Raw genomic sequence first — 23029 nt, forward strand, 5'->3', positions numbered from 1 at the left:
GCATAGAATAAGTAGCGATTATAGGAGAGGAGGGTCGGATGCTCATCCGCGTCGATCCCGACAGCCCCCGCGCGCTCTACGACCAGGTGGCGGCCTCCATCCGCTCCGACATCCTCACCGGGGTCCTCGCGCCCGGCGATCGCCTTCCCGCGGCCCGCGACGTCGCCGAAGCGCTCGACATCAACCAGCACACCGTCCTGCACGCCTACCAGCGGCTGCGCGATGAGGGGTTGGTCGATCTGCGTCGCGGGAGGGGAGCGGTCATCGCGGCCTCGGCGGCACCCCTCACCGAACTCGCTCACGACATCGACGAGCTGGTGCGCCGTGCCGCAGCCCTCGGCGTCTCCGCCGACACGCTCGCCGGCATCGTTCATGCGCACCGTGACGCCCGATCCGATCTCGACCGTTCTGATCTCCCCCGTTCCGATCCCGACCGCCCCGACAGCCGCGAGGAGGACTCGCCATGACCATCCACGACCTCACCCGCACGCCGCCTGCGCTGCTGCGACGCGCTCGGCTGACCTTCTTCGTCGTCGCGGTGATCCTGCCGATCGTGATCACCGCCGTCGCCGTCGTGATCCTGCTCGCCTGGCTGCCCACGCTGCCGCCACAGGTGGCGACCCATTGGGGTGTGAGCGGCGCCGACCGGTTCGGCCCGCCGTCCGTGTATCTCTGGATCCTCGTCGGGGTCGGGCTCGGCTTGCCGGCGCTGATGGCGATCGTCACCCTCGCGTCCGTCGGTGCGCACTGGGGTGGGGCGGCGCGGCTGATGGGCGCACTCTCCGCGGGGATGTCCGCCTTCGCGGCCGTGATGAGCCTCGGATCCCTCGCGATCCAGCGTGAGCTCGCCGACCCCGCGGAATCGCCCGGCATCGGGGGCACCATGGCACTCGCGTTCGCCGCACTCCTTCTGGTCGGCGGCATGGCCTGGGCCGTGCAGCCGCGCGTGCGGCCGGAGCAGGGGCGCACGCTCGAACCCCGCTACTCGGTGCACGTCGCGAAGGGCGAACGCGTCGTGTGGGTCGCCACGACGACGATGCCGCGCGGCGCGCTCGCCTTCCTGCTGTTCGTGCTCCTCGGTCTCGTCGCGCTCGCCGCGTACATGCTCGGCACCGGCGTCGAGGGTGGCTGGATCGTCGCGCTGGTGGTGGTCGTCGTGGGCTTCGCCCTCGCGGCGACCGCCTCGTTCCGCGTCACGGTCACACCGGAGGGCTTCTCCGCTCGTGCCCTGCTGGGCTGGCCGCGCATCCGTGTCCCGCTCGACGAGGTCGAGGCGGCGCGCGCTGTCGACATCTCCCCGTTCGGCGAGTTCGGCGGCTGGGGATGGCGCATCGCCGTCGACGGGCGCACCGGGATCGTCATGCGCCGCGGATCTGCGATCGAGGTCTCCCGACGGGGCCGGCGACCCTTCATCGTCACCATCGACGGCGCGGAAGAAGCCGCGGCGCTGCTCCAGGCCTATGTCGACCGCGCGCGGACCGTGGCCATCCCCTCGACCGATCGATCGACGGACTCCGGAAAGGAGACCTCATGAACGACCAGACCCTGAACCCGCGCCGTGTGCCGTGGACCGCGGTGATCGTCTTCGTGGCGGTCTCCTTCGTCCTCTCCTGGCTGGTCGCCCTGCCCCTGTGGCTGGGCGACGGGCTCGCCGAGCCGAGCTCGGTGTTCCTGCTGCCGGTGATGATGTTCACGCCTGCGGTGGCGGCTCTCATCGTCACTTTCGCGATGCGCGTCCCCGCACCCGGGCAGCGCGCCCGCTTCCTCGGACTGTGGCCGCTGCGCCCCGCGAAGCGCGTGATCTGGCTCATGGTCGCGGGGTGGCTCGTTCCGCCGCTGCTGGTGGGCCTGGGCGTCCTGCTCTCCGCCGCGCTCGGTTTCGTGCAGCTCGACCTGACGTTCTCGGCTCTCGCAGCCGAGCTCGAGAAGGCAGCGCCGGCCGGAACGCCACTGCCTCCTGTCCAGGTCGTCGTGTTCGCGCAGCTCGCGATGATCCCCGTCGGCGCGCTGTTCAACAGCCTCTTCGCGTTCGGCGAGGAGCTCGGCTGGCGGGGGTGGCTGCTTCCGGCGCTGCGCCCGCTCGGCACGTGGCCGGCCCTGATCCTCAGCGGCGTGATCTGGGGCGTGTGGCACAGCCCGATCATCCTGCTCGGCTACAACTTCGGGCGCACCGACATCACGGGCATCCTGTTCATGATCGGTGGATGCGTGGCCTGGGGCGTCCTGCTCGGCTGGCTGCGGCTGCGGTCCGCATCGGTGTGGCCGGCGGTCATTGCGCACGGATCTCTGAACGCCGCGGCGGGGCTCATCCTCATCGTCGCCGCGACGCAGCCCGATCTGGCGTTGGCGGGACCACTCGGCGTCGCGACCTGGGTCGTCCTCGCGCTCGTCGCGGTGGTGCTGCAGCTGACGGGACAGTTCCGTGCCCAGCCCGAGCTCGCCGACGCGTCGGGGCGGCTGCTCTCGGCACCGCGGCCTTGACGGAGGGCGGCGCCGGGGGTTGGCTGAGGCCATGGAATCCACTCCCGCCGCCTGGTCCGACGCCGACAGCTTCCTCTCCGATCTGCTCGTCGGTCCCGATCCGGCGCTGGAGTCGGCCCTCACTGCGCAGCGGGCCGCCGGCCTCCCGGAGATCGAGGTCGCGCCCGTCGCCGGCAAACTGCTGAACCTGCTGGTCCGCATCAGCGGCGCGCGCCGCGTGCTCGAGATCGGCACGCTCGGCGGCTACTCGACGATCTGGCTCGCCCGCGCCGTCGGCGCCGAAGGACGGGTCGTGACGATCGAGGCGGAATCGGACAACGCGGCGGTCGCCCGTGCCAGCATCGACGCCGCGGGGGTCGGTGATCGCGTCGACATCCGGGTGGGGCGGGGAGCGGACGTGCTGCCGACCCTGGTCGGCGGATTCGATCTGGTGTTCATCGATGCCGACAAGGAGTCGAACACGATCTACCTCGATTGGGCGGCGAAGCTCGGGCACCCCGGCACGGTGATCGTGCTCGACAACATCGGGCGCGAGGGCGAGATCGTCCGCGACGACAGCACCGATCCCAAGGTCGTGGGCACCCGCGACGGACTGCGGATGCTGGGGGAGGATCCGCGCTTCGATGCCACGGCCCTGCAGACCGTGGGCGTGAAGGGATGGGACGGCTTCGCGATCGCCGTGGTCGTCTGACCTTCCGGGGCTTCCCGCCGCGGGCGATTCGCGTCCGGGCGAGTCCCGGAGTCCGTCGGGAGGCCGGGCTAGACTGGGCGCGGATCGACGACGCTCCACACAACGTTTTCCCCCTGAGCAAGGAGCACATCAGTGGCACTGATCGAGGCTGTAGGCGCACGCGAGATTCTCGACTCGCGCGGAAACCCGACCGTCGAGGTGGAGGTCCTCCTCGACGACGGCATCGTGCAGCGGGCGGCCGTTCCGTCCGGCGCATCCACGGGCGCGTTCGAGGCGTACGAGCTCCGCGACGGAGACAAGAGCCGCTACGGCGGCAAGGGCGTGCTGAAGGCCGTCGAGGCCATCATCGATGAGCTCGGACCGGCGATCGAGGGTGTCGAGGCGAGCGAGCAGCGCATCGTCGACGAGATCCTGATCGATGTCGACGGCACCGAGAACAAGAAGCGCGTCGGCGCCAACGCCATCCTCGGCGTGAGCCTGGCCGTGGCCAAGGCCGCCGCGGACTCGGCCGACCTCCCGCTGTTCCGCTACCTCGGCGGCCCGAACGCGCACGTGCTGCCCGTTCCGCTGTTCAACGTCATCAACGGTGGCGAGCACGCCGACAACGGCATCGACATGCAGGAGTTCTTCCTCGCGCCGATCGGCGCCGAGACCTACTCCGAGGCACTCCGGTGGGGTGTCGAGACCTACCACGTGCTGCGTGCCGAGCTGAAGGCCGCCGGCTACGCGACCGGTCTGGGCGACGAGGGCGGCTTCGCTCCCGACCTGCCCAGCAACCGTGAGGGCCTCGACTTCCTGGTGAAGGCGATCGAGAAGGCCGGGTTCACGCCCGGAACCGACATCGCCCTCGGGCTCGACGTCGCCGCGACCGAGTTCTTCAAGGACGGCGTCTACCGTCTCGACAACAAGGACTGGGACGCCGCCGCGCTCACCGAGTACTACGTCGGACTCGTGAACGACTTCCCGATCGTCACGATCGAAGACGCTCTCGCCGAGGACGACTGGGACAACTGGAAGCACCTCACCGACGTCCTGGGCTCCAAGGTCCAGCTGGTCGGCGACGACCTGTTCGTCACCAACCCGCAGCGTCTCGCCGACGGCATCAAGCGTGGCGTCGCCAACTCGCTGCTCGTCAAGGTCAACCAGATCGGCACGCTCACCGAGACGTTCGACGCCGTCAGCCTGGCGCAGCGCTCCGGGTACACGGCGATGCTCTCGCACCGCTCGGGCGAGACCGAGGACACCACGATCGCCGACCTGGTCGTCGCGACCAACGCGGGCCAGATCAAGGCGGGCGCCCCTGCCCGCAGCGAGCGTGTCGCGAAGTACAACCAGCTGCTGCGCATCGAGGAAGAGCTCGGCGACGCCGCGGTCTTCGCCGGCCGCTCGGCGTTCCCGCGCTACCAGGCCTGAACGCACGACACATCGAAGAAGCCGCCGACACGGCGGTGAACACCGCCGCTGAGCCGGCACGACGAAGGAGGAGCCGTGGCACGACGACCGGCTCCTCCTTCGTCGTCTCCGCGAGCGCAGCCGACGCCCTCGCCCACGAAGAAGGGCGCGAAGCCCCGGGCGCAGGCAGCGACGACGTCGTCTCGGCGTGCGTCGAGCGCGTCCCGAGGCGAGGCGCCTCGCGTCGACGTGCGCGAGTGGGCATCCGGCATCCGGCTCTCGGCGTTCTCCGTCATCATGCTCTCTCTCGTGGTGCTGGGAGCCTGGGTGCTCGTGCCCACGCTCGGGACCTTCATCGATCAGCGTCAGAAGATCGCTGCTCTCGAGGCATCGGTGAAGGTGAGCGAAGACCAGATCGAGGCGCTCGTCGCGGAACGCGAGCGTTGGAACGACCCCGCGTACATCGCCACCCAGGCCCGCGAACGCCTCTACTACGTCAAGCCCGGCGAGGTCGTCTACCTGGTCGACAACGACCTCGACCCCGCAGCACTTCCGCGTGAGCAGGACCCCGTGAGCGAGACGCTCGTCGAGACGCCGACGGACTGGATGCCGCAGTTGCTGCGCACCGTGGTCTCGACCGGGCTCAGCGACACGGCCGCCGTCGCTCCCTGAGCATTCGCTCCGAGCATCCTCCCTGGCGGCTCCCCTACGCTGGTGGGGTGACCACGCCGCCGTTCCCCGCCCCCACGCCCGCCGAACTCGCCGTCGTATCGGCTCAGCTCGGTCGTCCCGCCCGAGGCATGGTGGGTATCGCGGCCCGCTGCGTGTGCGGCAACCCGACGGTCGTCGCGACCACCCCGCGTCTGCCGGACGGCACGCCGTTCCCCACGTTCTACTACCTGACGCACCCGGCGGCGACCGCGGCGATGTCGACGCTCGAGGCCACCCAGGTGATGCCGGAGCTCGCCGCCCTCCTCACCGACGACGAAGACGTGGCCGCGGCCTACCTCGCAGCCCACGAGGCCTATCTCGCCGACCGTGGGCAGTTCGGAGAGGTCTCCGAGATCGACGGCATCTCCGCCGGAGGCATGCCCACGCGTGTCAAGTGCCTGCACGCCCTGGCCGGACATGCCCTGGCTGCGGGCCCCGGGGTCAACCCGATCGGCGACGCCGCACTCGCACGCTCTTCATGGTCGCCCTCGGTCTGCCGCTGCGAAGACCCCGGTGCCGCCGTGCGCGACGGGGCGGCCCCCTCGGCATGACCGCGCGCCGGAAGCTGCGCAGCGCTGCCGCCATCGTGGTGGTCGCGGCGACCGTGCTGCTCATCGGCGCCTCCGCCACGCCGCCGCCGATCCCCGATGACCCCGCGGATCCGGTCCGCGCCTCGGAGTACTGGCTCGACGGCGCACGCATCCGCGAGGCCTGGCAGACGACCCGCGGCAAGGGCGTGACGATCGCGGTGATCGACACGGGCATCGGCAAGGTGCCGTCGGTCTTCGGCGACGCGGTCGTCGGGGGCACGGACGTGTCGGGGGCCGGGACTCCGGACGGACGCACCCCGCTGGGCGCCGTCGACGGCAACCACGGATCCTGGGTGGCTTCGCTGGCTGCCGGACGCGGTGCACCGGACGGAACGGGCATGATCGGCGTGGCTCCGGAGGCCAACCTGCTCTCGATCTCCGTGGGTTTCGGTGCGGCCGCGGCGGTGCCGTTCACGGAACAGGTGGCGAAGGGCATGAAGTGGGCCGTCGACAACGGGGCCGACGTCATCAACCTGTCGTTCACCACGAACACGCTCGATTGGGACGAGAGCTGGGACGAGGCGTTCCTGTACGCCTTCGAGCACGACGTGGTGGTGGTCGTCGCCGCCGGCAACCGGGGGAGCGGGACGAACATCATCGGCGCCCCGGCGACCATTCCCGGCGTGCTCACCGTCGGCGGCGTCGACCAGACGGGCACGGCCAGCATCGAGGCGTCGACGCAGGGCATCACGATCGGGATCTCGGCGCCCAGTGAAGGCCTGATCGGTGTCTCGGCCGACGGCTCGGTCGTCCCCTGGCGCGGCACCAGCGGTGCGGCGCCCATCGTCGCCGGAGTCGCGGCGCTGATCCGCTCGGCGCACCCCGACATCAAGGCGATCGACGTCATCAATCGCATCATCAAGACCGCGATTCCGGTCGAAGATGCGATCAAGCCCCAGGATCCGCTGTACGGGTACGGGCTGGTGGATGCGGCGGCGGCGATCTCTGCGAACATCCCCGCGGTGAGCGAGAACCCCATGGGAGACCTGGCGGAGTGGATCCGCGTGTTCCGCCGTGCGCAGTCGGAACCGCAGCCGGTGGAGACGAGGACTCCGGTCGCCGTTCCCCCTCTTCCGGCCGCAGACGCGCCGACCGAGGCCGGTTCACCGTTGCTTCCCAGCGCGGATTCACTGCGCTACGGTACCCTGCCGCTCATTGCGCTCACCGTCCCTGGTATCCTGGTAGCGCTTGGCGTCACCGCAGCTGCCCGGCGCATCCGATCGGCGCGCATTTCCGTACGCCACACCCCCGACTCCGAGGAGTAGTTCTTCTGTGCCTCAGAACAGCACTGTGCCCAAGATCCTGATCGTCGGCGGAGGGTACGCGGGTTTCTACACCGCGTGGAAGCTCGAGAAGCACCTGCGCAAGGGCGAAGCCGACGTGACCATGGTCGACCCGCTGCCGTACATGACGTACCAGCCGTTCCTGCCCGAGGTCGCCGCCGGCTCCATCGAGGCGCGACACTCGGTGGTCGCGCACCGTCGTCACCTCAAGCGCACGAACGTCCTCACCGCCAAGGTGACGAACATCAACCACGCGCAGAAGGTCGCGACCATCACGCCGCCCGTGGGCGAGCCGTACGAGTTCGCGTACGACCAGATCGTCGTCACCGCCGGTGCCGTGTCGCGTACCTTCCCGATCCCCGGCATCGCCGACAACGCGATCGGTCTGAAGACGATCGAAGAGGCCGTCGCGATCCGCGACAAGGTCATGTCGAACTTCGACAAGGCCGCCTCCCTCCCGGCCGGGCCTGAGCGCGACCGTCTGCTGACCGTCGTGGTCGTCGGTGGTGGCTTCGCCGGCATCGAGGTGTTCGCCGAGCTGCGTTCGCTGGCGTCCGCGCTGGTGGCCAAGTACCCGCAGATCAGCTTCGACGACACGCACTTCCACCTCATCGAGGCGATGGGCCGCATCATGCCCGAGGTCTCGCTGCAGACCAGCGAGTGGGTGCTCAAGGACCTGGCCAAGCGCGGAGCCAACGTGCACCTCGACACACAGCTGACGAGCGCCGTCGACGGCAACGTCGAGCTCTCCACCGGTGAGGTCATCCCGACCGACGTCATCGTGTGGACCGCGGGTGTCATGGCCAACCCGACCGTCGTCCGCGGCGGAGACCTGCCGGTCGAGGAGCGCGGTCGCATCCAGACCCGCGCCGACCTGCGCGTCGGAACGCCGGAGGCGTTCGTCGAGGGAGCGTGGGCGGCCGGTGACGTCTCGGCGGTTCCCGACCTCTCCGGTGGTGGGGTCGGCGGCTTCTGCGTGCCGAATGCCCAGCACGCGGTCCGCCAGGCCAAGCTGCTCGCGAAGAACCTCGTCGCGGTCCTCCGGGGAGAGAAGCCCAAGGAGTACTTCCACAAGAACCTCGGTGCCGTCGCCGGCCTCGGCCTGTACAACGGTGTCTTCCAGTCCGGCAAGATCGCCCTCAAGGGTTTCGTGGCCTGGGTCGCGCACCGCGGCTACCACGGTCTCGCGATGCCCACGTGGGAGCGCAAGTTCCGCGTCATCTGGGGCTGGTGGAACAACCTGTGGCTCGGCCGCGACCTGGTGAACCTCGAGACCGTGCAGAACCCGCGCTACGTCTTCGAGGAGTTCGCGGCGCGCCCGCGCCCGGCTGCTCCGGCCGCGCCCGTGGCAGAGGCTGCTCCGGCCGCGAAGGCTGCTCCCGCTGCGAAGAAGTCGGCGGCCAAAGCCGCTCCGGCCGCATCGGCCGAGGTGACGGAGAAGCCGGTCGCGAAGAAGCCGGCGGCGAAGAAGCCCGCGGCGAAGAAGCCCGCCGCCGAGAAGGCTCCGGAGCCGGCCGAGGCTGCCGCCAAGTAGCAGACACGCTCGCACACGAACATCGGCCCCACGCGCTCCGCGTCGGGGCCGATGTTCGTCTCTGCGGGGCGGCTCCGAGGTCATGCATAGGTACGGCCGGTATCGTCACGCGAGCAAGGGGAGTACTCCCGAATGCGGCGACGTCGTCATTACGAGCACGAGATCGTGCTCCGGCCCGCCGGCCCGTGAGGGTGGAGGAGACCTTGGCACCCGCATCGCGGGCTGCCGAGAGAACCCTGCCGTCGTCCCGGCGTCGTGGATCCGCGGTGGTCCGCACCACGAAAGGGACCACTCATGGGAAAGCTCTCCCGACTGATCGGAATGGCGTCCGAAGCACTCGAGAAGAACGCCGGCACGGGGCGCGACCCTCACGCGGCCGACCGATCGCGCTCGCAGGACGGGTCCCGGTCGACGGACTGGGGAGGCATGCTCCGTGGTGCCGTCGACGCGGTCCGCGGTCCGGCCGACCCCGCACGGTCGTCGGGCCAGGGCAGGCCTTCGCCGGCCGACCCGTACGCGCCGCCGGCCGCGTCCGGTGGACGACCGCGTCCCGCGCACACGGCACCGGCTGCTGCAGACCCGTACGCACCGCCTCCTCCCGGAACCGTGCGGGGCGCACACGCCGTGACCGACGCCGATCGAGCGGCCATCGCCCGCTACGACTACCTCCTCCAGACGGCGGATCCGCAGCGTGTCGAACAGATCCACCGCGAGGCGTTCGCCCGCCTCACACCTGACCAGCGCGCGCAGGTCGAGGCCCGGATGAGGCAGGAGCTCGAACCCGGTGAGCGGCCGCGGTCCTCGTCGGCGGACGACCTCGCCCGCGCCGCCGGACGTGCTGAGGCCATGAAGCCGGGCCGGATGCGCGGACTGCTGTCGCGAGCACGTGGAGCCGGTATCGGTGGCGCTGCCGGTGGTGCGGCGGTCGCGGCTGGTGGCGCGGCCGTCGGATTGCTCGGTGTGGTGGCGGGCGGGGCCGTCCTCAGCACCGTGGCGGGGCCCCTGTTGGAGCAGGCCGCGAACATCGGCGTCGACTTCGGCGCGATGGCGGAGGGCATCGACATCGAGTCCCTGGCCGCCGGCATCGACGTCGAGTCGCTCACGGGAGGTGCCGGTGAGCTCCTGGGCTCGGCCGGCGAGACCGTGTCGGGTCTGGGCGATGCGGCGAGCGGGTGGGGCGAGCAACTCGGCAATCTCGGCATCCCCGGTATCGGCGACATCTTCGGGCGCTGATCGCGGATGGTCCTCACTGCTGCCGCCGATCATGGCTTCACCGGGCTCACCGGATTCGCGGCCGACGTCCTCACCGCACTCGGGGATGTCGGGGTGGGCGTGCTGGTCTTCCTCGAAGTCCTGGTGCCCCCCATCCCGAGCGAGGTCATCCTGCCGTTCGCGGGGTACCTCAGCCAGAGCGGCGCCCTGAGCCTGGGGTGGTTGATCTTCTGGAGCACTCTCGCGTCCCTGCTGGGCGCTTTGCTGCTGTACGGACTCGGTGCCGCGATCGGCATGGATCGGGCCGTGCGCATGCTGGCGGCCACTCGGCTGGTGAGCCGGTCCGACCTCGAGCGGGGAGGGGACTGGTTCGTGCGCAGCGGCGGTTGGACCGTGCTGGTCGGGCGGATGGTCCCCGGCGTCCGCAGCCTCATCTCGATCCCGGCGGGCGCATCCCGCATGAACCTCGTGACGTTCAGCATCTACACGGTCATCGGCAGCGGCCTCTGGAACACACTCCTGCTGGGCGTCGGCGCAGCGCTGGGCACGCAGCACGAGCAGTTGGAGCAGTATCTCGGCTATCTCGACTACGTCGTGTACTCGGCGATCGCGATCGCACTCGTCGTCCTGATCGTGCGGAGGATCCGTGAGGCCTCGGGCGAGAAGAAGCAAACCGTCGACGTCGAGGACTGAGAGGGCGGGGGCCGAACCCCGGTGTGCCCCCGCTGGGACTCGAACCCAGACTGAAGCGATTTTAAGTCGCCTGCCTCTGCCATTGGGCTACGGGGGCCTCGCCGCCAGCCTATCGCCGTGCCCGCATGCGACGCGGTGCCGCAGGGGGTGATCCCGAGTCCGATGAGGCCTTAGGGTGGGGGAGTGCTCGACCTCATCGACGAACTGAGCCCCGTCCATGGTGCGCCCGCGGTCGCCCCCGAGTGGGAGGACCCGGCCCGCTACTGGCCGCGCCTGTCCGCCGTGACCGGGCATCTCCCCGCCCCGGTCGCGGTGATCGACCGGGAGGCGCTCCGGTACAACGCCATGGACCTTCTGGTGCGGGCCGGCGGGCTGCCGATCCGTGTCGCCTCGAAGTCGGTGCGCGTGCGATCCGTGCTCGATGCCGTGCTCGCGCTGCCCGGGTTCCACGGCATCCTCGCCTTCACGCTGGAGGAAGCGCTCTGGCTCGCCGAGACGCACGACGACATCATGCTCGGCTACCCGACCGTGGATCGCGGAGGACTGGAACGGCTGTTCGCCGACGAGCAGGCCGCGCAGCGCATCACCCTGATGGTCGACGACCTCGTGCATCTCGATCTGATCGACAGCGTCGCCGGCCCGGGGTCGCGCCCCGAACTCCGCGTCGCGATCGACGTCGACGCCTCCTGGCGCTCGTCGCTCCTCGGCCACATCGGCGTCCGACGCTCGGCGCTGTTCAGCGCCGGAGAGGTGGCGGCATTCGCTCGCAAGGTCGTCGCGCGGCCAGGGTTCCGGCTCGTCGGACTGCAGATGTACGACGCGCAGATCGCGGGACAGGGCGATGACGCCGGCCCCGATGCGCCGTTGATCCGGATGGTGCAGGCCCGCTCGCGCAATGAGCTGCGGGAACGCCGGGCAGCCATCGTCTCCGCCGTCGGCGCGATCGCTCCGCTGGAGATCCTCAACGGCGGTGGCACCGGATCGCTCGAGTTCACCGGAAGCGATGAGTCCCTCACCGAGGCGAGTGCGGGGAGCGGGCTCCTGGGCGGCCATCTGTTCGACGGGTACCGTTCGTTCCGACCAGCCCCAGCCTCGGCGTTCGCGTTCGACGTGGTGCGGCGCCCGGCCGTCGACATCGCCACCGTGCTCGGCGGAGGCTGGATCGCCTCCGGCCCTGCAGTCGCGTCCCGTCAGCCGCGTCCCGTATGGCCGGAAGGGCTCCACACGCTCTCCCGGGAAGCGGCTGGAGAAGTGCAGACACCGCTCCAGGGTCCGACGGCCACGTCGCTGGGCGTGGGGGACCGGGTCTGGTTCCGTCATGCCAAGAGCGGCGAGCCGGCCGAGCGCATCGAGAGTTACCACCTGGTCTCGGGCGACGAGATCATCGACGAGCTGCCGACCTACCGCGGCGAGGGAAAGGCCTTCCTGTGACGAGAATCGGCGGCACCTGGCAGAACTGGGGCCGCTCGGCCTCGGTCCGACCCGTGCGTGTGGAGCGTCCGCGCAGCCCGGAGGGCGTGCAGCGCGCGGTGATCGCCGCAGTCAAGCACGGGTTGCCGGTGAAGGCCGTCGGCGCCGGTCACAGCTTCACGGGCATCGCGGTGGCCCCGGGCGTCCTGCTCGAACTCGACGACCTGCAGGGCCTCGTCTCCGCGGACGCCGCCACCGGGCGGGTGACGTTGCTCGCCGGCACTCGGCTGCACCGCATCCCGGCTCTGCTCGCGCCCTATGGGCTCGCGATGGAGAACCTCGGCGACATCGATCGGCAGTCGATCGCCGGTGCGATATCGACGGGCACGCACGGAACGGGAGCCGGATACGGCGGCCTCGCGACCCAGGTGGTCGGTGTCACGATGGTCACGGCGGCCGGCGAGTTCCTCCGCATCGACGAGGAGCACGAGAATGAGCTCCTGCCCGCCGTGGCGTTGGGCCTCGGCGCGCTCGGCATCGTCGTCGAGGTGACTCTCCAGTGCGTGCCCGCGTTCGTCATGCACGCGATCGACGAGCCGGTGGCCCTGGACGAGGTGCTGGCCAGCCTCGACGAGCGCGTCGCTGCCGCCGATCACTTCGAGTTCTACTGGTTCCCCCACACCGATGTGGCCCTGACCAAGCGCCAGACGCGCATGCCGGAGGCGACGGTCCGCAAGCCGCTCCCGGCGGTCGGGCGATGGATCGATGAGACGCTGCTCTCGAACGGCGTGTATCGCGTGGTGTGCGCGGCGGGCCAGGTCATCCCCGCAATCACTCCACCCTTCAGCCGGCTCGCCGTCAAGCTCACGGGCGATCGCGAATACACCGAGCTGTCGCACCGAGTGCTCATCCAGAGCAGGACCGTGAGATTCCGCGAGATGGAGTACGCGATCCCCGCCGAGAACGCCGTGGCCGCCTTCCAGGCGGTCCGGGCGCTCATCGACCGACGAGGGTGGCGGATCGAGTTCCCGATCGAGGTGCGGTTCGCGGCCGCCGACGACCGCTGGCTGTCGACGGCCCATGGGCGTGCCAGCGCCTACATCGCCGTGCACCGGTACTGGCGAGCCGACCCCACGGAGTACTTCGGTGCCGTCGAAGAGATCATGCACGAATACGGGGGACGCCCGCACTGGGGCAAGCTCCACACGCTGACCGCGGAGACGCTCCGGGAGCGGTACCCGCGGTTCGACGATTTCGTCGCGCTGCGCGATCGCCTCGACCCCGAACGTCGATTCGCCAACCGCTATCTCGAACGGGTCCTCGGCAGCTGATCGGTCTGCGGTCGTCGCCGGGCATGCCCAGTCCACGTGCAGGCTGCGCGTCTAGGATGAGAGAAACACGAGGAAGGGTGGGCCTCTGATGGAATGGCTCGTGCCGGTACTGATCGTTGTCGGAGTGATCCTGCTCGTCGGCATCTATCTGTGGGCCACGTACAACTCGCTGGTGCAGCTGAACGTCCGCGTCGATGAGGCGTGGAGCGGAATCACGGTGCAGCTGAAGCGACGAGCCGACCTCATCCCCAACCTGATCGAGACGGTCAAGGGATATGCCTCCCATGAGAAGGCCGTCTTCGAGAACGTGACTCGCGCGCGTGCCGAGACCCTGTCGGCGGGAGGCCCCGGGGAAGCGGGCATCGCCGAGGGACACCTGCAACAGGCTCTGCGCAGCCTGTTCGCGGTCGCCGAGGCGTACCCGCAGCTGCAGGCGAGCACGAACTTCCTCCAGGTGCAGCAGGCACTGGTCGACACCGAGGACAAGATCCAGGCCGCACGCCGTTTCTACAACGGCGGTGTGCGCGAGCTCAACACCAAGATCAAGGTGTTCCCGAACAACCTGTTCGCGAAGGGCTTGGGCTTCTCCGAGCGGGAGTTCTTCGAGGTCGCCGACAGCAGCGCCATCTCCGAGCCACCGCGCGTGCAGTTCTGATGACCTCCGCCTGACCAGACCCCTCTCACCACGGTGAGAGCACGAGACCGTCGGCGGTGAATGAGACATCGCCGCGCAGGCTCCAGGAGTCGGTGCGATACGTGGTGGTGCGAGGTTCGCCGTTCTGGCCGGTCCCGGTGACGGTGGCCACGAGAACTCCACCCTCCGCTGTGAAACCGGCTGGGGACAGCGCGATGGTCGGTGACTCGTCGATCCGATAGCGGATGCCGGTCACATCGCGGAACTCCGTCCCCCAGGGGATTCGGATTCCGCAGCCCTCCGCCTCCGTGGTGGCTGGGGCGGTACAGGTCTCGAGGAGCTCGTCGAGACTGTCCTGTGCGGCAGCAGTCGCTTCCGGGCGCACGGCGACATCGACCGTCGCCGAGGTCTTCGTGCCGGGCAGCACCGACACCGATCTCTCGCCGTCGAGCAGCGTCGTCGGCGCGGCAGCCACGGTGTAGGTCGCAGGCAGCAGCGGAACACCCTTCCCTGCCGGAATGGTCGCGTCGCCGATCGCCACGTCGGAGCCGATGCCCGACTCGATGGTCAGGCTGCCCAGACCCGCGGAGTCGACGATCCAACGGTCCTCCACGACGCCGAGGCTCAGCTGCGCCTCCTGCTCCGCGCCGTCCAGGCGGAACGAGATGTCGGCGACGGCGGATGCCCCGTCGGTGTCTTCACGGACGCGCGTGACCTCCGCATCCTCGATCAGAGAGGTCGCGGCGTCGAACGCGTCAAGGGCGGTCGTCGAGACCATCATCCCGGTGGCTGCCACAGCATCGGGGTTGCCGGATTCCAGGGCGTGCAGGTAGTCGAGTGCCGCCTCCTCGGGAGTGGACGAATGGGCTGTCGACTGCCAGATCCACAGGCCCGCGGCGGCCAGGACGAGTCCCGCGGCACCGCCGATGAGCCACCAGCGCGCCCTTCTCACGTCCGGTTCTCCCGCGCATGCAGATGACGGCCCACGGCACGGCTGTTAGCCAGCGCTGCATGCAGGGCATCGGTGGCGTCGCCCCAGCCGGAGACCGAGACGTTCTCCAGACCCTGCCACTCCGCCGCGAGGGTGAGCTCTGCCGCGATCGGTTCCGCATCGCCGGGGCGCGCCTGCGGTTCCCACCAGGCGGACTGGACCTGCAGCGTCGACGTCGCGCGGTCGGCCTTGAGGTCGACCCGCGCCACGATGCGGTCGCCGACGAGGACGGGCAAGGAGTAATAGCCGTACCGACGCTTCTCCGCCGGCACATAGATCTCGATGCGGTAGTCGAGTTCGAACGCGCGGAGTGCTCGATCGCGGAACCACACGACGGGGTCGAACGGGGTCAGGATCGCGGCCGCATCGATTCCCCGGGGAAGCACCGCGTCACGATGCCGCCAGGCCGCGAGCGGACGCCCGCCACGCTCCCAGCCGCGCACCTGCACCGGCTGCAACTCGCCCGCATCGGCGAGGTCGGCGATCGAGCGGGCGACGGCCGCCCGGTCGCGGATCCGGTAGTAGTCTGCGAGGTCGGGCTGCGTCGCGACACCGCTCGAACGGGCCGCGCGACGCGTCAGCTCGAGAATCGCATCGGCGCGGGAGACCTCCTCCGAGCGGATGCCGTCGGGGATCACATGCTCGGCCAGCGCATACGTGCGCTCGAAACCGCGGCGCCCGCTGATCGCGACGTCGCCGACACGCCACAGGTGCTCGAGGGCGAGCTTCACATCGTCCCAGTCCCACCACGTTCCCCGCTCTCGGGGTGCATCGGCGCGGAGGTCGGCCGGCCGCAGCGGCCCACGCCCGCGCAACTCGTCCTGCACCCACTGCACTGTGCGCGCGTTGCTGCTCATCCAGGAGTCCTCGCCGGCCCACCGCCGACGGAAGTCCTCCATGCGGAACCGCCACAGCGGCCAGTCCTGGACCGGGATGAAGGTCGCCTCGTGCGCGAGGTACTCCACGTAGTGGGTCGTGCGGGAGAGGAAGACGCGGTCGAGGAGAGCGGGTTCATATGCGCCGAGCCGCGAGAACAGCGGCAGGTAGTGGGACCGGGCGAACACGTTGACCGAATCGATCTGGAGCACCCCGAGCCGGTCCATGACCCGGTGCACGTGCCGGCCCGTGACCGATGCGGGGCGGGTGCGTGTGAAGCCCTGAGCAGCCAGAGCGATGCGGCGTGCCTGGGTGGAGCTGAGGGTGTCGGTCACACGGCCAGGCTATCTCCGACCGCCGACATGCCACCCTCGGAGGAAAGATGCGTCCGACGGCATACGGCATGACCGTAGACTTGGGCGATGAGCGAGGACCAGCGACCCCGGCTGCGAGATCTGTTCCGTCCGCGCCCGGTCTCCACCGACCGCACCGTGACGACCGAGGCCGACGAGGCGGTGCCCCTGCCCCTGCGGATAACGGCGGGATATGCCTGGCGGCTGCTCCTGATCGCCGCCGCGATCGGCGTCTTCATCTGGCTGGTGATGCTGCTCAAGCTCCTCGTCATCCCGCTGATGGTGGGCATCCTCATCACGGCGTTGCTGTGGCCGGCGTTCTCGTGGATGCTGCGACGTGGTCTTCCGCGCTGGCTGGCGATCGCGCTCTCGCTGATCGGCACGGCCGCCATCGTCACCGGATTGATGTGGCTCGTCGTCTGGCAGGTGCGGGCTCAGCTTCCCGACGTGCAGGCGCGCTCGACCGAAGCGTTCGATCAGTTCCAGGTGTGGCTGCACGACGGTCCGCTGAACCTCTCGGACACGCAGATCGCCGACTACCTCCAGCAGGGTCTGGATCTCATCAGCGAGCAGGCGCAGGTCCTCTGGACGGGCGCGCTCGCCATCGGCACGACGGTCGGTCACGTCGCCACGGGCGCCCTGCTCGCGCTGTTCATCCTCATCTGCCTGCTGGCCGATGGTGCGGGGATCTGGCGCTGGACCCTCAAGATCTTCCCGCGTCGCGCCCGCCCGGCCGTCGATGGTGCCGCGCGCAACGGCTGGACCACGATCGTGAACTACGCGCGCACCCAGCTCTTCGTGGCCACCATCGACGCGATCGGCATCGGCCTCGGGGCGTTCCTCCTCCAGGTGCCCCTCGCGCTCCCGGTCGCCGTGCTCGTCTTCCTCGGCTCGTTCATCCCGATCGTGGGTGCGGTGGTGACCGGCGCCGTCGCCGTGTTCCTCGCGCTCGTGTACAACGGTCCGTGGATCGCGCTCTGGATGCTCGTGGTGGTCCTCGCCGTCCAGCAGATCGAGGGGCATATCCTGCAGCCGATCATGATGGGTTCTGCGGTCAAGGTGCACCCGCTCGCCGTCGTCCTCGTGGTGGCGGGTGGCGCGATGATCGCGGGCATCCCCGGCGCCCTCTTCGCTGTGCCGCTGGCGGCCTTCGTCAACGTCGCCGCGGTGACCATCAGCTCGGGCTCCTGGCGCACCGGCGTCGGGCCGAGCGGAGACCTTATCTGGAGCACAGTTCCGCGCGAGCGGAGACGGAGGAATCGATGAGCGCAGTCCCCAGCCTGACCGAGTTCGAGCACGCCGCTCAGAGTCTGGCTGAGGTGATCTCGCACACGCCGACGCTGCCCTCGCGAGCCCTCTCCGACATCCTCGGAGCCCCCGTCCTGCTGAAGATGGAGAATCTCCAGCGCACCGGGTCGTTCAAGATCCGCGGGGCGGCGTACCGGCTGTCGAAGCTGAGCGCCGAGGAGCGCTCGCGCGGCGTGGTCGCGGCGTCCGCGGGAAACCATGCGCAGGGAGTGGCGCTCGCCGCGCAGGAGCTCGGCATCCCCGCCACCATCTTCATGCCGTTGGGCGTTCCCGTGCCGAAGCTGCTCGCCACGCGTGGCTACGGAGCGGAGGTCGTGCTGGAGGGCGAGACGGTGGCGACATCGCTGCGTCTCGCCGCCGAGTTCTCGGAGCGCACGGGGGCGGTGCTGATCCACCCGTTCGACCACCGCGACGTGGTGATCGGGCAGGGAACGCTCGGTCTCGAGCTTCTCGAAGATGCACCCGACGTCGACACCGTCGTGCTCGGCATCGGCGGGGGAGGTCTCATCGCCGGCGTCGCCGCGGCGGTGAAGGCACGCGCCGCCGAGCTCGGGCGCACGGTCCGCATCATCGGCGTGCAGGCCGAGAACGCGGCAGCGGTCCCGCCCTCGCTCGAGGCCGGAGAGCCCGTCGACATCGTGACGCGACCGACCATCGCCGACGGCATCCTGGTCGCTCGCCCGGGCGCCGTCCCCTTCGACATCATCAAAGAGCTCGTCGACGAGGTCGTCACCGTCTCCGACGACGACCTGGCGAGGGCCATTCTCATCCTGCTCGAGCAGTCGAAGGTCGTGGTGGAGCCCGCCGGTGCGGCCGGTGTGGCGGCGATCCTGGCCGGCAAGGTGTCGGCCACGGGGACCACGATGGCCGTGTTGTCGGGCGGGAACATCGATCCGCTCCTGCTGCAGCGCGTGGTCTCCCACGGACTCGCCGCCTCCGGTCGCTACCTCACGATCCGCATCCCTCTGCCCGACCGTCCCGGCCAGCTGGCCCGCGTGTCGGAGCTCATCGCCGAGGCCGGTGCGAACGTGATCGAGGCGATGCATACCCGCCACGGCCACGGCCTCCAGATCAGCGAGGTCATCCTCGAGCTCAGCGTCGAGACGCGTGGACCCGAGCACTCGGAGCACACGCTCGACACGCTGCGCCGCGCCGGCTTCGAGCCCATCCTCGTCCCCGATTGAGCACACCGATCGATCACGCAGAAGCGCCCCCGCGTCCGACAGGATGCGGGGGCGCGTCTGACAGGATGCTCAGCCCGTGTAGGTCTCGACGTTCACGATCTCGACGCTGATCGAGCGCCCGTTGGGAGCCTCGTAGGAGGACTTCTCGCCGACCTTCAGGCCGAGGATGGCCTGACCGAGCGGGCTGGCTTCGCTGTACACGTCGAGGTCGCTGCCGGCCGCGATCTCACGGCTGCCGAGGAGGAAGACCTCTTCACCGCCCGCGACGAGGGCGGTGACCACGGTGCCGGGCTCGACGATCCCGCGGCTGGCAGGAGCCTCGCCGACCTTTGCGGTCTTCAGCAGGCCTTCGAGAGTGCGGATGCGCGCCTCCTGCTTGCCCTGCTCGTCCTTGGCGGCGTGGTATCCGCCGTTCTCCTTGAGATCGCCCTCTTCGCGGGCCGCCTCGATGCGCTTGGCGATCTCGTCGCGGCCGAAGGTGGACAGGTGCTCCAGCTCGGCGACGAGCCGGTCATACGCTTCCTGCGTGAGGAAGGGAACCTGAGCATCGGTGGACATGACGAAGCTCCTTCTTTCGGGATCCCTCCGGCATGCTGCGGGGGATATGCCAAGACGCCCCGGCACGGTGCCGGGGCGTCGTCTTGTCTGGCACGAGTCTAAGCGACCCAGCAGGCGTTCACCAAACCTGTGGTGGCCGCCGAGACGGTCGGAATGGTGACGGAGCGGGCCTGGGAGTGGCTGTCTCCGGCCTCGATCTCGACGATCTTCCAACCCACTACGCCGAACTCCTCGTCGAGGGCCTCCACGGCGCACACGACATCCTTGCCCTGCACGCCGGTCACCTGGAAGCTGATGTTCACGGAGTGCTCGTCGACGAGTTCGAAGCCCAGGTCGTCCGCGTCGACGGACGCCATCGACTGGGCGACGGTCATCCAGCTGAACGCGCCCACGATCAACAGCGCGATCACGCCACCGATGATCCACGGCGTCCGGCGTCGTCGGGTTCGGCCATAGCGTTCGTCGAGCTCTTGTGCGGTCGTCACAGGTGGGTCTTCCGGTCGTTAGGCTGGTGTTACCAGGTTATGCGACCTGCGTACGAAAGGCCGATTCATGTTCTCTCTGTCCGAGACCCCGATGCCGACGCCGAGCATGACCGTCGATCCGGTGTCGGTCACCCCGGGGTTCGTCGGCTTCGCCGCGATCGTCGTGGTCGTGATCGCGGTGATCCTGCTGATCTGGGACATGAACCGTCGCATCCGCCGGGTCCGGTACCGCGAAGAGGTGCGTGACGAGCTGGACGCCGAAGAAGCGGCGCGGGCCGAGGGCGGTGCCGCTGCACCCGGAGCGAACGAATCGACAGCCGACGGCACGACCTCAGCGGAGGGCGAAGGCGACACGCCCGCTCGCTGACCGACCGCTACGGTGCGCCCAGCGAGGGCGACAGCGGTGACAGCGCGATGAGCAGGCACGCGGTCCAGTGGCACAGGAACGCGAGCACCGTGCACACGTGGAAGATCTCGTGGAACCCGAAGTGCCCCGGCCAGGGGTTGGGCTTCTTGAGCGCGTAGACGACGGCGCCCCCCGTGTAGAGAAGGCCTCCCACGATCACCAGCACCATCATCGCGAAGTTCGCGTTCATGAGGTCGACGATGTACATCACGGCCGCCCAGCCGAGCAGCAGGTACAGGGCGACATAGAGCCAGCGGGGCGCGTGGATCCAGAAGACCCGGAAAAGGATGCCGACGAGGGTTCCGCCCCACACCAGGCAGAGGAGCAGTACGCCCTTCGAGGGCGGGAGCGCCAGAACCGCCAGGGGAGTGTAGGTACCGGCGATCAGCAGCAGGATGTTGGCGTGGTCGATGCGCTTGAGCAGCACCTTCACCTTCGGCCGCCAGTCGATGCGGTGGTAGAGCGCCGAGTTGCCGAAGAGCAGCAGCGAGGTGAGCATGAACACGGCGGAGGCCCACTTCGCCGGGGCGCCGTCGGCCACGACGATGAGGACGATGCCCGCGATCAGAGCCACCGGGAACGTGCCGGCGTGAATCCATCCGCGCCAGGTCGGTTTGACCTCGGTCGCCGCATCCACGGCGGCCGCTTCGAGCAGGGGCAGCTGGGGGATGTCGGGGCCGGAGGGCTCGGGAGTGCTCACGTGCTCACTCTAAGCCGACGCGCATACCCCACAGGGCACATATCCCCAGCGTGCACACACGATGCCGCACGCCTCGGCACGGTAGCGTAGGGAGGTGATGTCACGCGAGAGCCCGGGGCGAGGGCCGCTGTATCGGCTCTACACCAGCCGGCTGCGTCGCCACCTCGATCCGAGCAGGGTGCCGCATCACGTCGCCATGATGATCGACGGCAACCGTCGCTGGGCGCGTCAGCTCGGACTGGACACGCCCGCAGAGGGCCACCGGGCGGGCGCCGCCAAGATGCGCGAGTTCCTCGGCTGGTGCGACGAGCTCGGTGTGCGCGTGGTGTCGCTGTATCTGCTCTCGAGCGACAACCTGCGAAAGCGCGATTCCGCGGAGCTCGCCGACCTCATCGAGATCATCGCCGAACTCGCCGAGGCTCTGTCGCGTGAAGGCAACTGGCGGGTCAAGCACGTCGGCCGATCCGACATCCTCCCGGCGGAACTCGCGCGCGTCCTCTCCGACGCCGAGAAGCGCACGAAGGATCACACCGGATTGCACGTGAATCTCGCCGTCGGCTACGGCGGACGCAATGAGATCGTCGACGCGGTGCGGAGCATCATCACGAAGCACGAGGCATCCGGCGGCACGCTGGAAGACCTCGCCGCCCATCTCACGCCCGAGATGATCGGCGAGCACCTCTACACCGGCGGTCAGCCCGATCCCGACCTGGTGATCCGCACGAGTGGGGAGCAGCGGCTGAGCGACTTCCTGTTGTGGCAGAGCGCGCACAGCGAGTTCTACTTCGTCGAGGCGCTGGGTCCTGATCTCCGACAGGTGGACTTCCTCCGTGCGATCCGCGACTACGCCGATCGGGACCGACGCTTCGGGCGCTGAACGGGTGTCGGGAGGCCGGGGACCAGGGACCTGTGAGCCGTGCCACAATGACGCAGTGAGCACTTTCCGGGACTATGTCGACACGTTCGACACCGAGTCCGGCTATCTGAACTGGGCGGCCTTCGGTCCGCTGTCGCCGTCCGTCCGTGAAGAGGTCTTCGCCGACGCCGATCTGCTCGGCAGCGGGCGGCCGTCATCGCTCTCCCTGGTCGCCGAGCGCATCGGTCAGGCGCAGGAGCTCGTCGCCGAGCTGCTGGACGCGGAGGCCGACGACGTCACGTTGCAGCCGTCGTCGACCCACGGGCTCATGCACGCGCTGTTCGGGCTCTCCGGCGACGTGATCGCGAGCACCGCCGAATTCCCGAGCGTCAGTCTGACCTTGGAGCGCGCATCCACGGCATCGGATCGAACGGTCGCACCGCGCTGGATCACACCCGACGACGGGCGGGTGACGCCCGACACCGTGATCGAGGCCCTCGATGACGAGGTGGTCGCGCTGGCGGTGAGCCACGTCGACTTCCGCACCGGATTCCGCGTCGATCTCGCGGCGCTTCGCGAGGCGATCGGGCCCGACCGCCTGCTCATCGTCGACGCCGTCCAGTCGTTCGGTGTGATCGACGCCGACTACTCCGCTGCCGACGTGGTGGTCGGACACGGCTACAAGTGGTTGCGCGCGGGTCGTGGCAGCGCCTTCGCGTGGTTCTCGCCCCGCGCACGGGAGCGCATCACCCCCGTGTTGTCCGGTATCACCGGCACGACGGCTGCGGGGCTGTTCGTCGACGAACTGCCTGCACCGGCGCCGTCGGCCCGCGCCTTCACCGTGAGCCAGCCCGACACGCTCGCGGCCGGCCGACTCGCGATCGGCGTGCGCGACGTGCGCGATGCCGGCGTCGACTCGATCGAGGAGCGGCTCGCCCAGAACGTCGACACCGTGATCGAGATCGCCGACCGCCACGGCATCGACGTGAGCTCCCCGCGCGAGCGCAGCCGGCGTGCGGGCATCGTCGCGCTCGCTCCGGAGGAGCCCGCGCGACTCGCCGCGGCACTCGCCAACGCCGGAGTGGTCGTCACGGCACGGGGCGCCTCGGTGCGGATCGCGCCGCACGCGGGCACCGACGCCGCGACATTCGAGCTCCTCGACGATGCGCTGCGGGCGTTCGGCAACGAGACGTTCATCAGCGCGTAACGAATCATTGGCGTGTCGAATTCGGGTTAATCACCCGCACGGTCGTACGTTCTAGGCATCGGGCAAGGCGCCCGTTCGAGTCGGCCTCAGGTTGACGACTCGTGACCCCCTGGTCGACTCGTTCGAATAGCCGGGATTCCCCG

24 protein-coding genes and 1 tRNA gene are annotated in these 23029 nt (G+C 69.4%); 19 read left to right on the plus strand and 6 right to left on the minus strand.

Annotated features, from left to right (window positions below; all coding sequences use genetic code 11):
- Positions 1–38 precede the first annotated feature (38 nt).
- The 11 genes from GZ64_RS0111240 (at position 39) to GZ64_RS0111290 (ending at position 10587) form a co-directional block, all read left to right on the plus strand.
- A complete protein-coding gene (locus GZ64_RS0111240; RefSeq protein ID WP_231479877.1) occupies positions 39–467 on the plus strand; it encodes a GntR family transcriptional regulator in 429 nt (142 codons plus the stop codon).
- Complete coding sequence (locus tag GZ64_RS0111245; protein WP_029266629.1) at positions 464–1534, plus strand: DUF1648 domain-containing protein; 1071 nt, start codon at positions 464–466, stop codon at positions 1532–1534. The genes GZ64_RS0111240 and GZ64_RS0111245 overlap by 4 nt, the downstream gene beginning before the upstream one ends.
- Positions 1531–2481 carry a CPBP family intramembrane glutamic endopeptidase gene (locus GZ64_RS0111250; RefSeq protein ID WP_029266631.1) on the plus strand — a complete coding sequence of 317 codons (951 nt, stop codon included), beginning with the start codon at positions 1531–1533 and terminating at the stop codon, positions 2479–2481. The genes GZ64_RS0111245 and GZ64_RS0111250 overlap by 4 nt, the downstream gene beginning before the upstream one ends.
- 31 nt (positions 2482–2512) lie before the next feature.
- The gene (locus tag GZ64_RS0111255) at positions 2513–3172 is read left to right on the plus strand and encodes an O-methyltransferase (protein ID WP_021199526.1); all 660 of its coding nucleotides are present in this window, start codon (positions 2513–2515) and stop codon (positions 3170–3172) included.
- Positions 3173–3304: 132 nt separating this feature from the next.
- Positions 3305–4585, plus strand: a complete 1281-nt coding sequence (gene eno / locus GZ64_RS0111260) for a phosphopyruvate hydratase (protein WP_021199527.1) — start codon at positions 3305–3307, stop codon at positions 4583–4585.
- A gap of 75 nt (positions 4586–4660) precedes the next feature.
- Entirely contained in the window at positions 4661–5236 is a 576-nt protein-coding gene (locus tag GZ64_RS0111265) for an FtsB family cell division protein (protein WP_021199528.1), read from the plus strand.
- Between the two features lie 47 nt (positions 5237–5283).
- Positions 5284–5826 (plus strand): DUF501 domain-containing protein, encoded by a 543-nt coding sequence (locus GZ64_RS0111270; RefSeq protein WP_029266633.1) that lies wholly within the window; start codon positions 5284–5286, stop codon positions 5824–5826.
- Positions 5823–7130 carry a S8 family serine peptidase gene (locus GZ64_RS0111275; protein ID WP_029266635.1) on the plus strand — a complete coding sequence of 436 codons (1308 nt, stop codon included), beginning with the start codon at positions 5823–5825 and terminating at the stop codon, positions 7128–7130. Before GZ64_RS0111270 ends, GZ64_RS0111275 begins: the two co-directional genes overlap by 4 nt.
- Before the next feature lie 25 nt (positions 7131–7155).
- Complete coding sequence (locus tag GZ64_RS0111280) at positions 7156–8682, plus strand: NAD(P)/FAD-dependent oxidoreductase (RefSeq protein ID WP_036271870.1); 1527 nt, start codon at positions 7156–7158, stop codon at positions 8680–8682.
- A gap of 294 nt (positions 8683–8976) precedes the next feature.
- On the plus strand, positions 8977–9915 hold the full coding sequence (locus GZ64_RS0111285; protein WP_029266639.1) for a hypothetical protein: 939 nt from the start codon (positions 8977–8979) through the stop codon (positions 9913–9915).
- Positions 9916–9921: 6 nt separating this feature from the next.
- Positions 9922–10587, plus strand: a complete 666-nt coding sequence (locus GZ64_RS0111290; RefSeq protein WP_029266641.1) for a DedA family protein — start codon at positions 9922–9924, stop codon at positions 10585–10587.
- 24 nt (positions 10588–10611) lie between these two features.
- Here the strand turns inward: GZ64_RS0111290 and GZ64_RS0111295 are convergent.
- Positions 10612–10684: transfer RNA gene (locus tag GZ64_RS0111295), tRNA-Leu, on the minus strand.
- 86 nt (positions 10685–10770) lie between these two features.
- On the opposite strand from GZ64_RS0111295, the gene GZ64_RS0111300 reads away from it, so the two are divergent.
- From GZ64_RS0111300 to GZ64_RS0111310, 3 genes are all read left to right on the plus strand, one after another.
- Entirely contained in the window at positions 10771–12018 is a 1248-nt protein-coding gene (locus tag GZ64_RS0111300) for an alanine racemase (RefSeq protein ID WP_021199534.1), read from the plus strand.
- On the plus strand, positions 12015–13328 hold the full coding sequence (locus tag GZ64_RS0111305; RefSeq protein ID WP_029266643.1) for a D-arabinono-1,4-lactone oxidase: 1314 nt from the start codon (positions 12015–12017) through the stop codon (positions 13326–13328). The genes GZ64_RS0111300 and GZ64_RS0111305 overlap by 4 nt, the downstream gene beginning before the upstream one ends.
- Before the next feature lie 88 nt (positions 13329–13416).
- Entirely contained in the window at positions 13417–13983 is a 567-nt protein-coding gene (locus tag GZ64_RS0111310; protein ID WP_021199536.1) for a LemA family protein, read from the plus strand.
- A 25-nt stretch (positions 13984–14008) separates the two neighbouring features.
- On the opposite strand, the gene GZ64_RS0111315 is transcribed toward GZ64_RS0111310, so the two are convergent.
- Positions 14009–14914, minus strand: coding sequence for a hypothetical protein (locus GZ64_RS0111315; RefSeq protein WP_029266645.1), 906 nt, complete (start codon positions 14912–14914; stop codon positions 14009–14011).
- Positions 14911–16164: a winged helix-turn-helix domain-containing protein gene (locus GZ64_RS0111320; protein ID WP_029266647.1), complete on the minus strand. Its 1254-nt coding sequence runs from the start codon at positions 16162–16164 to the stop codon at positions 14911–14913. The genes GZ64_RS0111315 and GZ64_RS0111320 overlap by 4 nt, the downstream gene beginning before the upstream one ends.
- 87 nt (positions 16165–16251) lie before the next feature.
- On the opposite strand from GZ64_RS0111320, the gene GZ64_RS0111325 reads away from it, so the two are divergent.
- Together GZ64_RS0111325 and ilvA are read left to right on the plus strand one after the other, a co-directional pair.
- Positions 16252–17448: an AI-2E family transporter gene (locus GZ64_RS0111325; protein ID WP_021199539.1), complete on the plus strand. Its 1197-nt coding sequence runs from the start codon at positions 16252–16254 to the stop codon at positions 17446–17448.
- Positions 17445–18674 (plus strand): threonine ammonia-lyase, encoded by a 1230-nt coding sequence (gene ilvA / locus GZ64_RS0111330; RefSeq protein ID WP_029266649.1) that lies wholly within the window; start codon positions 17445–17447, stop codon positions 18672–18674. Before GZ64_RS0111325 ends, ilvA begins: the two co-directional genes overlap by 4 nt.
- A gap of 69 nt (positions 18675–18743) precedes the next feature.
- Here ilvA and greA read toward each other — a convergent pair whose 3' ends face one another.
- Positions 18744–19232 carry a transcription elongation factor GreA gene (gene greA, locus GZ64_RS0111335; RefSeq protein ID WP_021199541.1) on the minus strand — a complete coding sequence of 163 codons (489 nt, stop codon included), beginning with the start codon at positions 19230–19232 and terminating at the stop codon, positions 18744–18746.
- A gap of 98 nt (positions 19233–19330) precedes the next feature.
- The gene (locus GZ64_RS0111340; protein ID WP_021199542.1) at positions 19331–19717 is read right to left on the minus strand and encodes a DUF4307 domain-containing protein; all 387 of its coding nucleotides are present in this window, start codon (positions 19715–19717) and stop codon (positions 19331–19333) included.
- A gap of 67 nt (positions 19718–19784) precedes the next feature.
- On the opposite strand from GZ64_RS0111340, the gene GZ64_RS0111345 reads away from it, so the two are divergent.
- On the plus strand, positions 19785–20084 hold the full coding sequence (locus GZ64_RS0111345; protein ID WP_021199543.1) for a hypothetical protein: 300 nt from the start codon (positions 19785–19787) through the stop codon (positions 20082–20084).
- A gap of 7 nt (positions 20085–20091) precedes the next feature.
- Here GZ64_RS0111345 and trhA read toward each other — a convergent pair whose 3' ends face one another.
- The gene (gene trhA / locus GZ64_RS0111350) at positions 20092–20823 is read right to left on the minus strand and encodes a PAQR family membrane homeostasis protein TrhA (protein ID WP_231479878.1); all 732 of its coding nucleotides are present in this window, start codon (positions 20821–20823) and stop codon (positions 20092–20094) included.
- Positions 20824–20920: 97 nt separating this feature from the next.
- Between trhA and GZ64_RS0111355 the strand changes: the two genes are divergently transcribed.
- Both GZ64_RS0111355 and GZ64_RS0111360 read left to right on the plus strand, forming a co-directional pair.
- Positions 20921–21700 carry an isoprenyl transferase gene (locus GZ64_RS0111355; protein WP_029266653.1) on the plus strand — a complete coding sequence of 260 codons (780 nt, stop codon included), beginning with the start codon at positions 20921–20923 and terminating at the stop codon, positions 21698–21700.
- Positions 21701–21755: 55 nt separating this feature from the next.
- Positions 21756–22886, plus strand: coding sequence for an aminotransferase class V-fold PLP-dependent enzyme (locus GZ64_RS0111360; RefSeq protein ID WP_036331437.1), 1131 nt, complete (start codon positions 21756–21758; stop codon positions 22884–22886).
- The last annotated feature ends 143 nt before the right edge of the window (positions 22887–23029 follow it).

The sequence above is a fragment of the Microbacterium sp. Cr-K32 genome, assembly GCF_000708345.1.
In the GTDB taxonomy this organism is placed as follows: Bacteria; Actinomycetota; Actinomycetes; order Actinomycetales; family Microbacteriaceae; genus Microbacterium; species Microbacterium maritypicum_A.

What these genes read in the sequence shown, in the direction of transcription:
- GZ64_RS0111240 (WP_231479877.1), top strand. Translation starts at nt 39, where the DNA reads ATGCTCATCCGCGTCGATCCCGACAGCCCCCGCGCGCTCTACGACCAG.
- GZ64_RS0111245 (WP_029266629.1), top strand. Translation starts at nt 464, where the DNA reads ATGACCATCCACGACCTCACCCGCACGCCGCCTGCGCTGCTGCGACGC.
- GZ64_RS0111250 (WP_029266631.1), top strand. Translation starts at nt 1,531, where the DNA reads ATGAACGACCAGACCCTGAACCCGCGCCGTGTGCCGTGGACCGCGGTG.
- GZ64_RS0111255 (WP_021199526.1), top strand. Translation starts at nt 2,513, where the DNA reads ATGGAATCCACTCCCGCCGCCTGGTCCGACGCCGACAGCTTCCTCTCC.
- GZ64_RS0111275 (WP_029266635.1), top strand. Translation starts at nt 5,823, where the DNA reads ATGACCGCGCGCCGGAAGCTGCGCAGCGCTGCCGCCATCGTGGTGGTC.
- GZ64_RS0111285 (WP_029266639.1), top strand. Translation starts at nt 8,977, where the DNA reads ATGGGAAAGCTCTCCCGACTGATCGGAATGGCGTCCGAAGCACTCGAG.
- GZ64_RS0111290 (WP_029266641.1), top strand. Translation starts at nt 9,922, where the DNA reads ATGGTCCTCACTGCTGCCGCCGATCATGGCTTCACCGGGCTCACCGGA.
- GZ64_RS0111310 (WP_021199536.1), top strand. Translation starts at nt 13,417, where the DNA reads ATGGAATGGCTCGTGCCGGTACTGATCGTTGTCGGAGTGATCCTGCTC.
- GZ64_RS0111325 (WP_021199539.1), top strand. Translation starts at nt 16,252, where the DNA reads ATGAGCGAGGACCAGCGACCCCGGCTGCGAGATCTGTTCCGTCCGCGC.
- ilvA (WP_029266649.1), top strand. Translation starts at nt 17,445, where the DNA reads ATGAGCGCAGTCCCCAGCCTGACCGAGTTCGAGCACGCCGCTCAGAGT.
- greA (WP_021199541.1), bottom strand. Translation starts at nt 19,232, where the DNA reads ATGTCCACCGATGCTCAGGTTCCCTTCCTCACGCAGGAAGCGTATGAC.
- GZ64_RS0111345 (WP_021199543.1), top strand. Translation starts at nt 19,785, where the DNA reads ATGTTCTCTCTGTCCGAGACCCCGATGCCGACGCCGAGCATGACCGTC.
- GZ64_RS0111355 (WP_029266653.1), top strand. Translation starts at nt 20,921, where the DNA reads ATGTCACGCGAGAGCCCGGGGCGAGGGCCGCTGTATCGGCTCTACACC.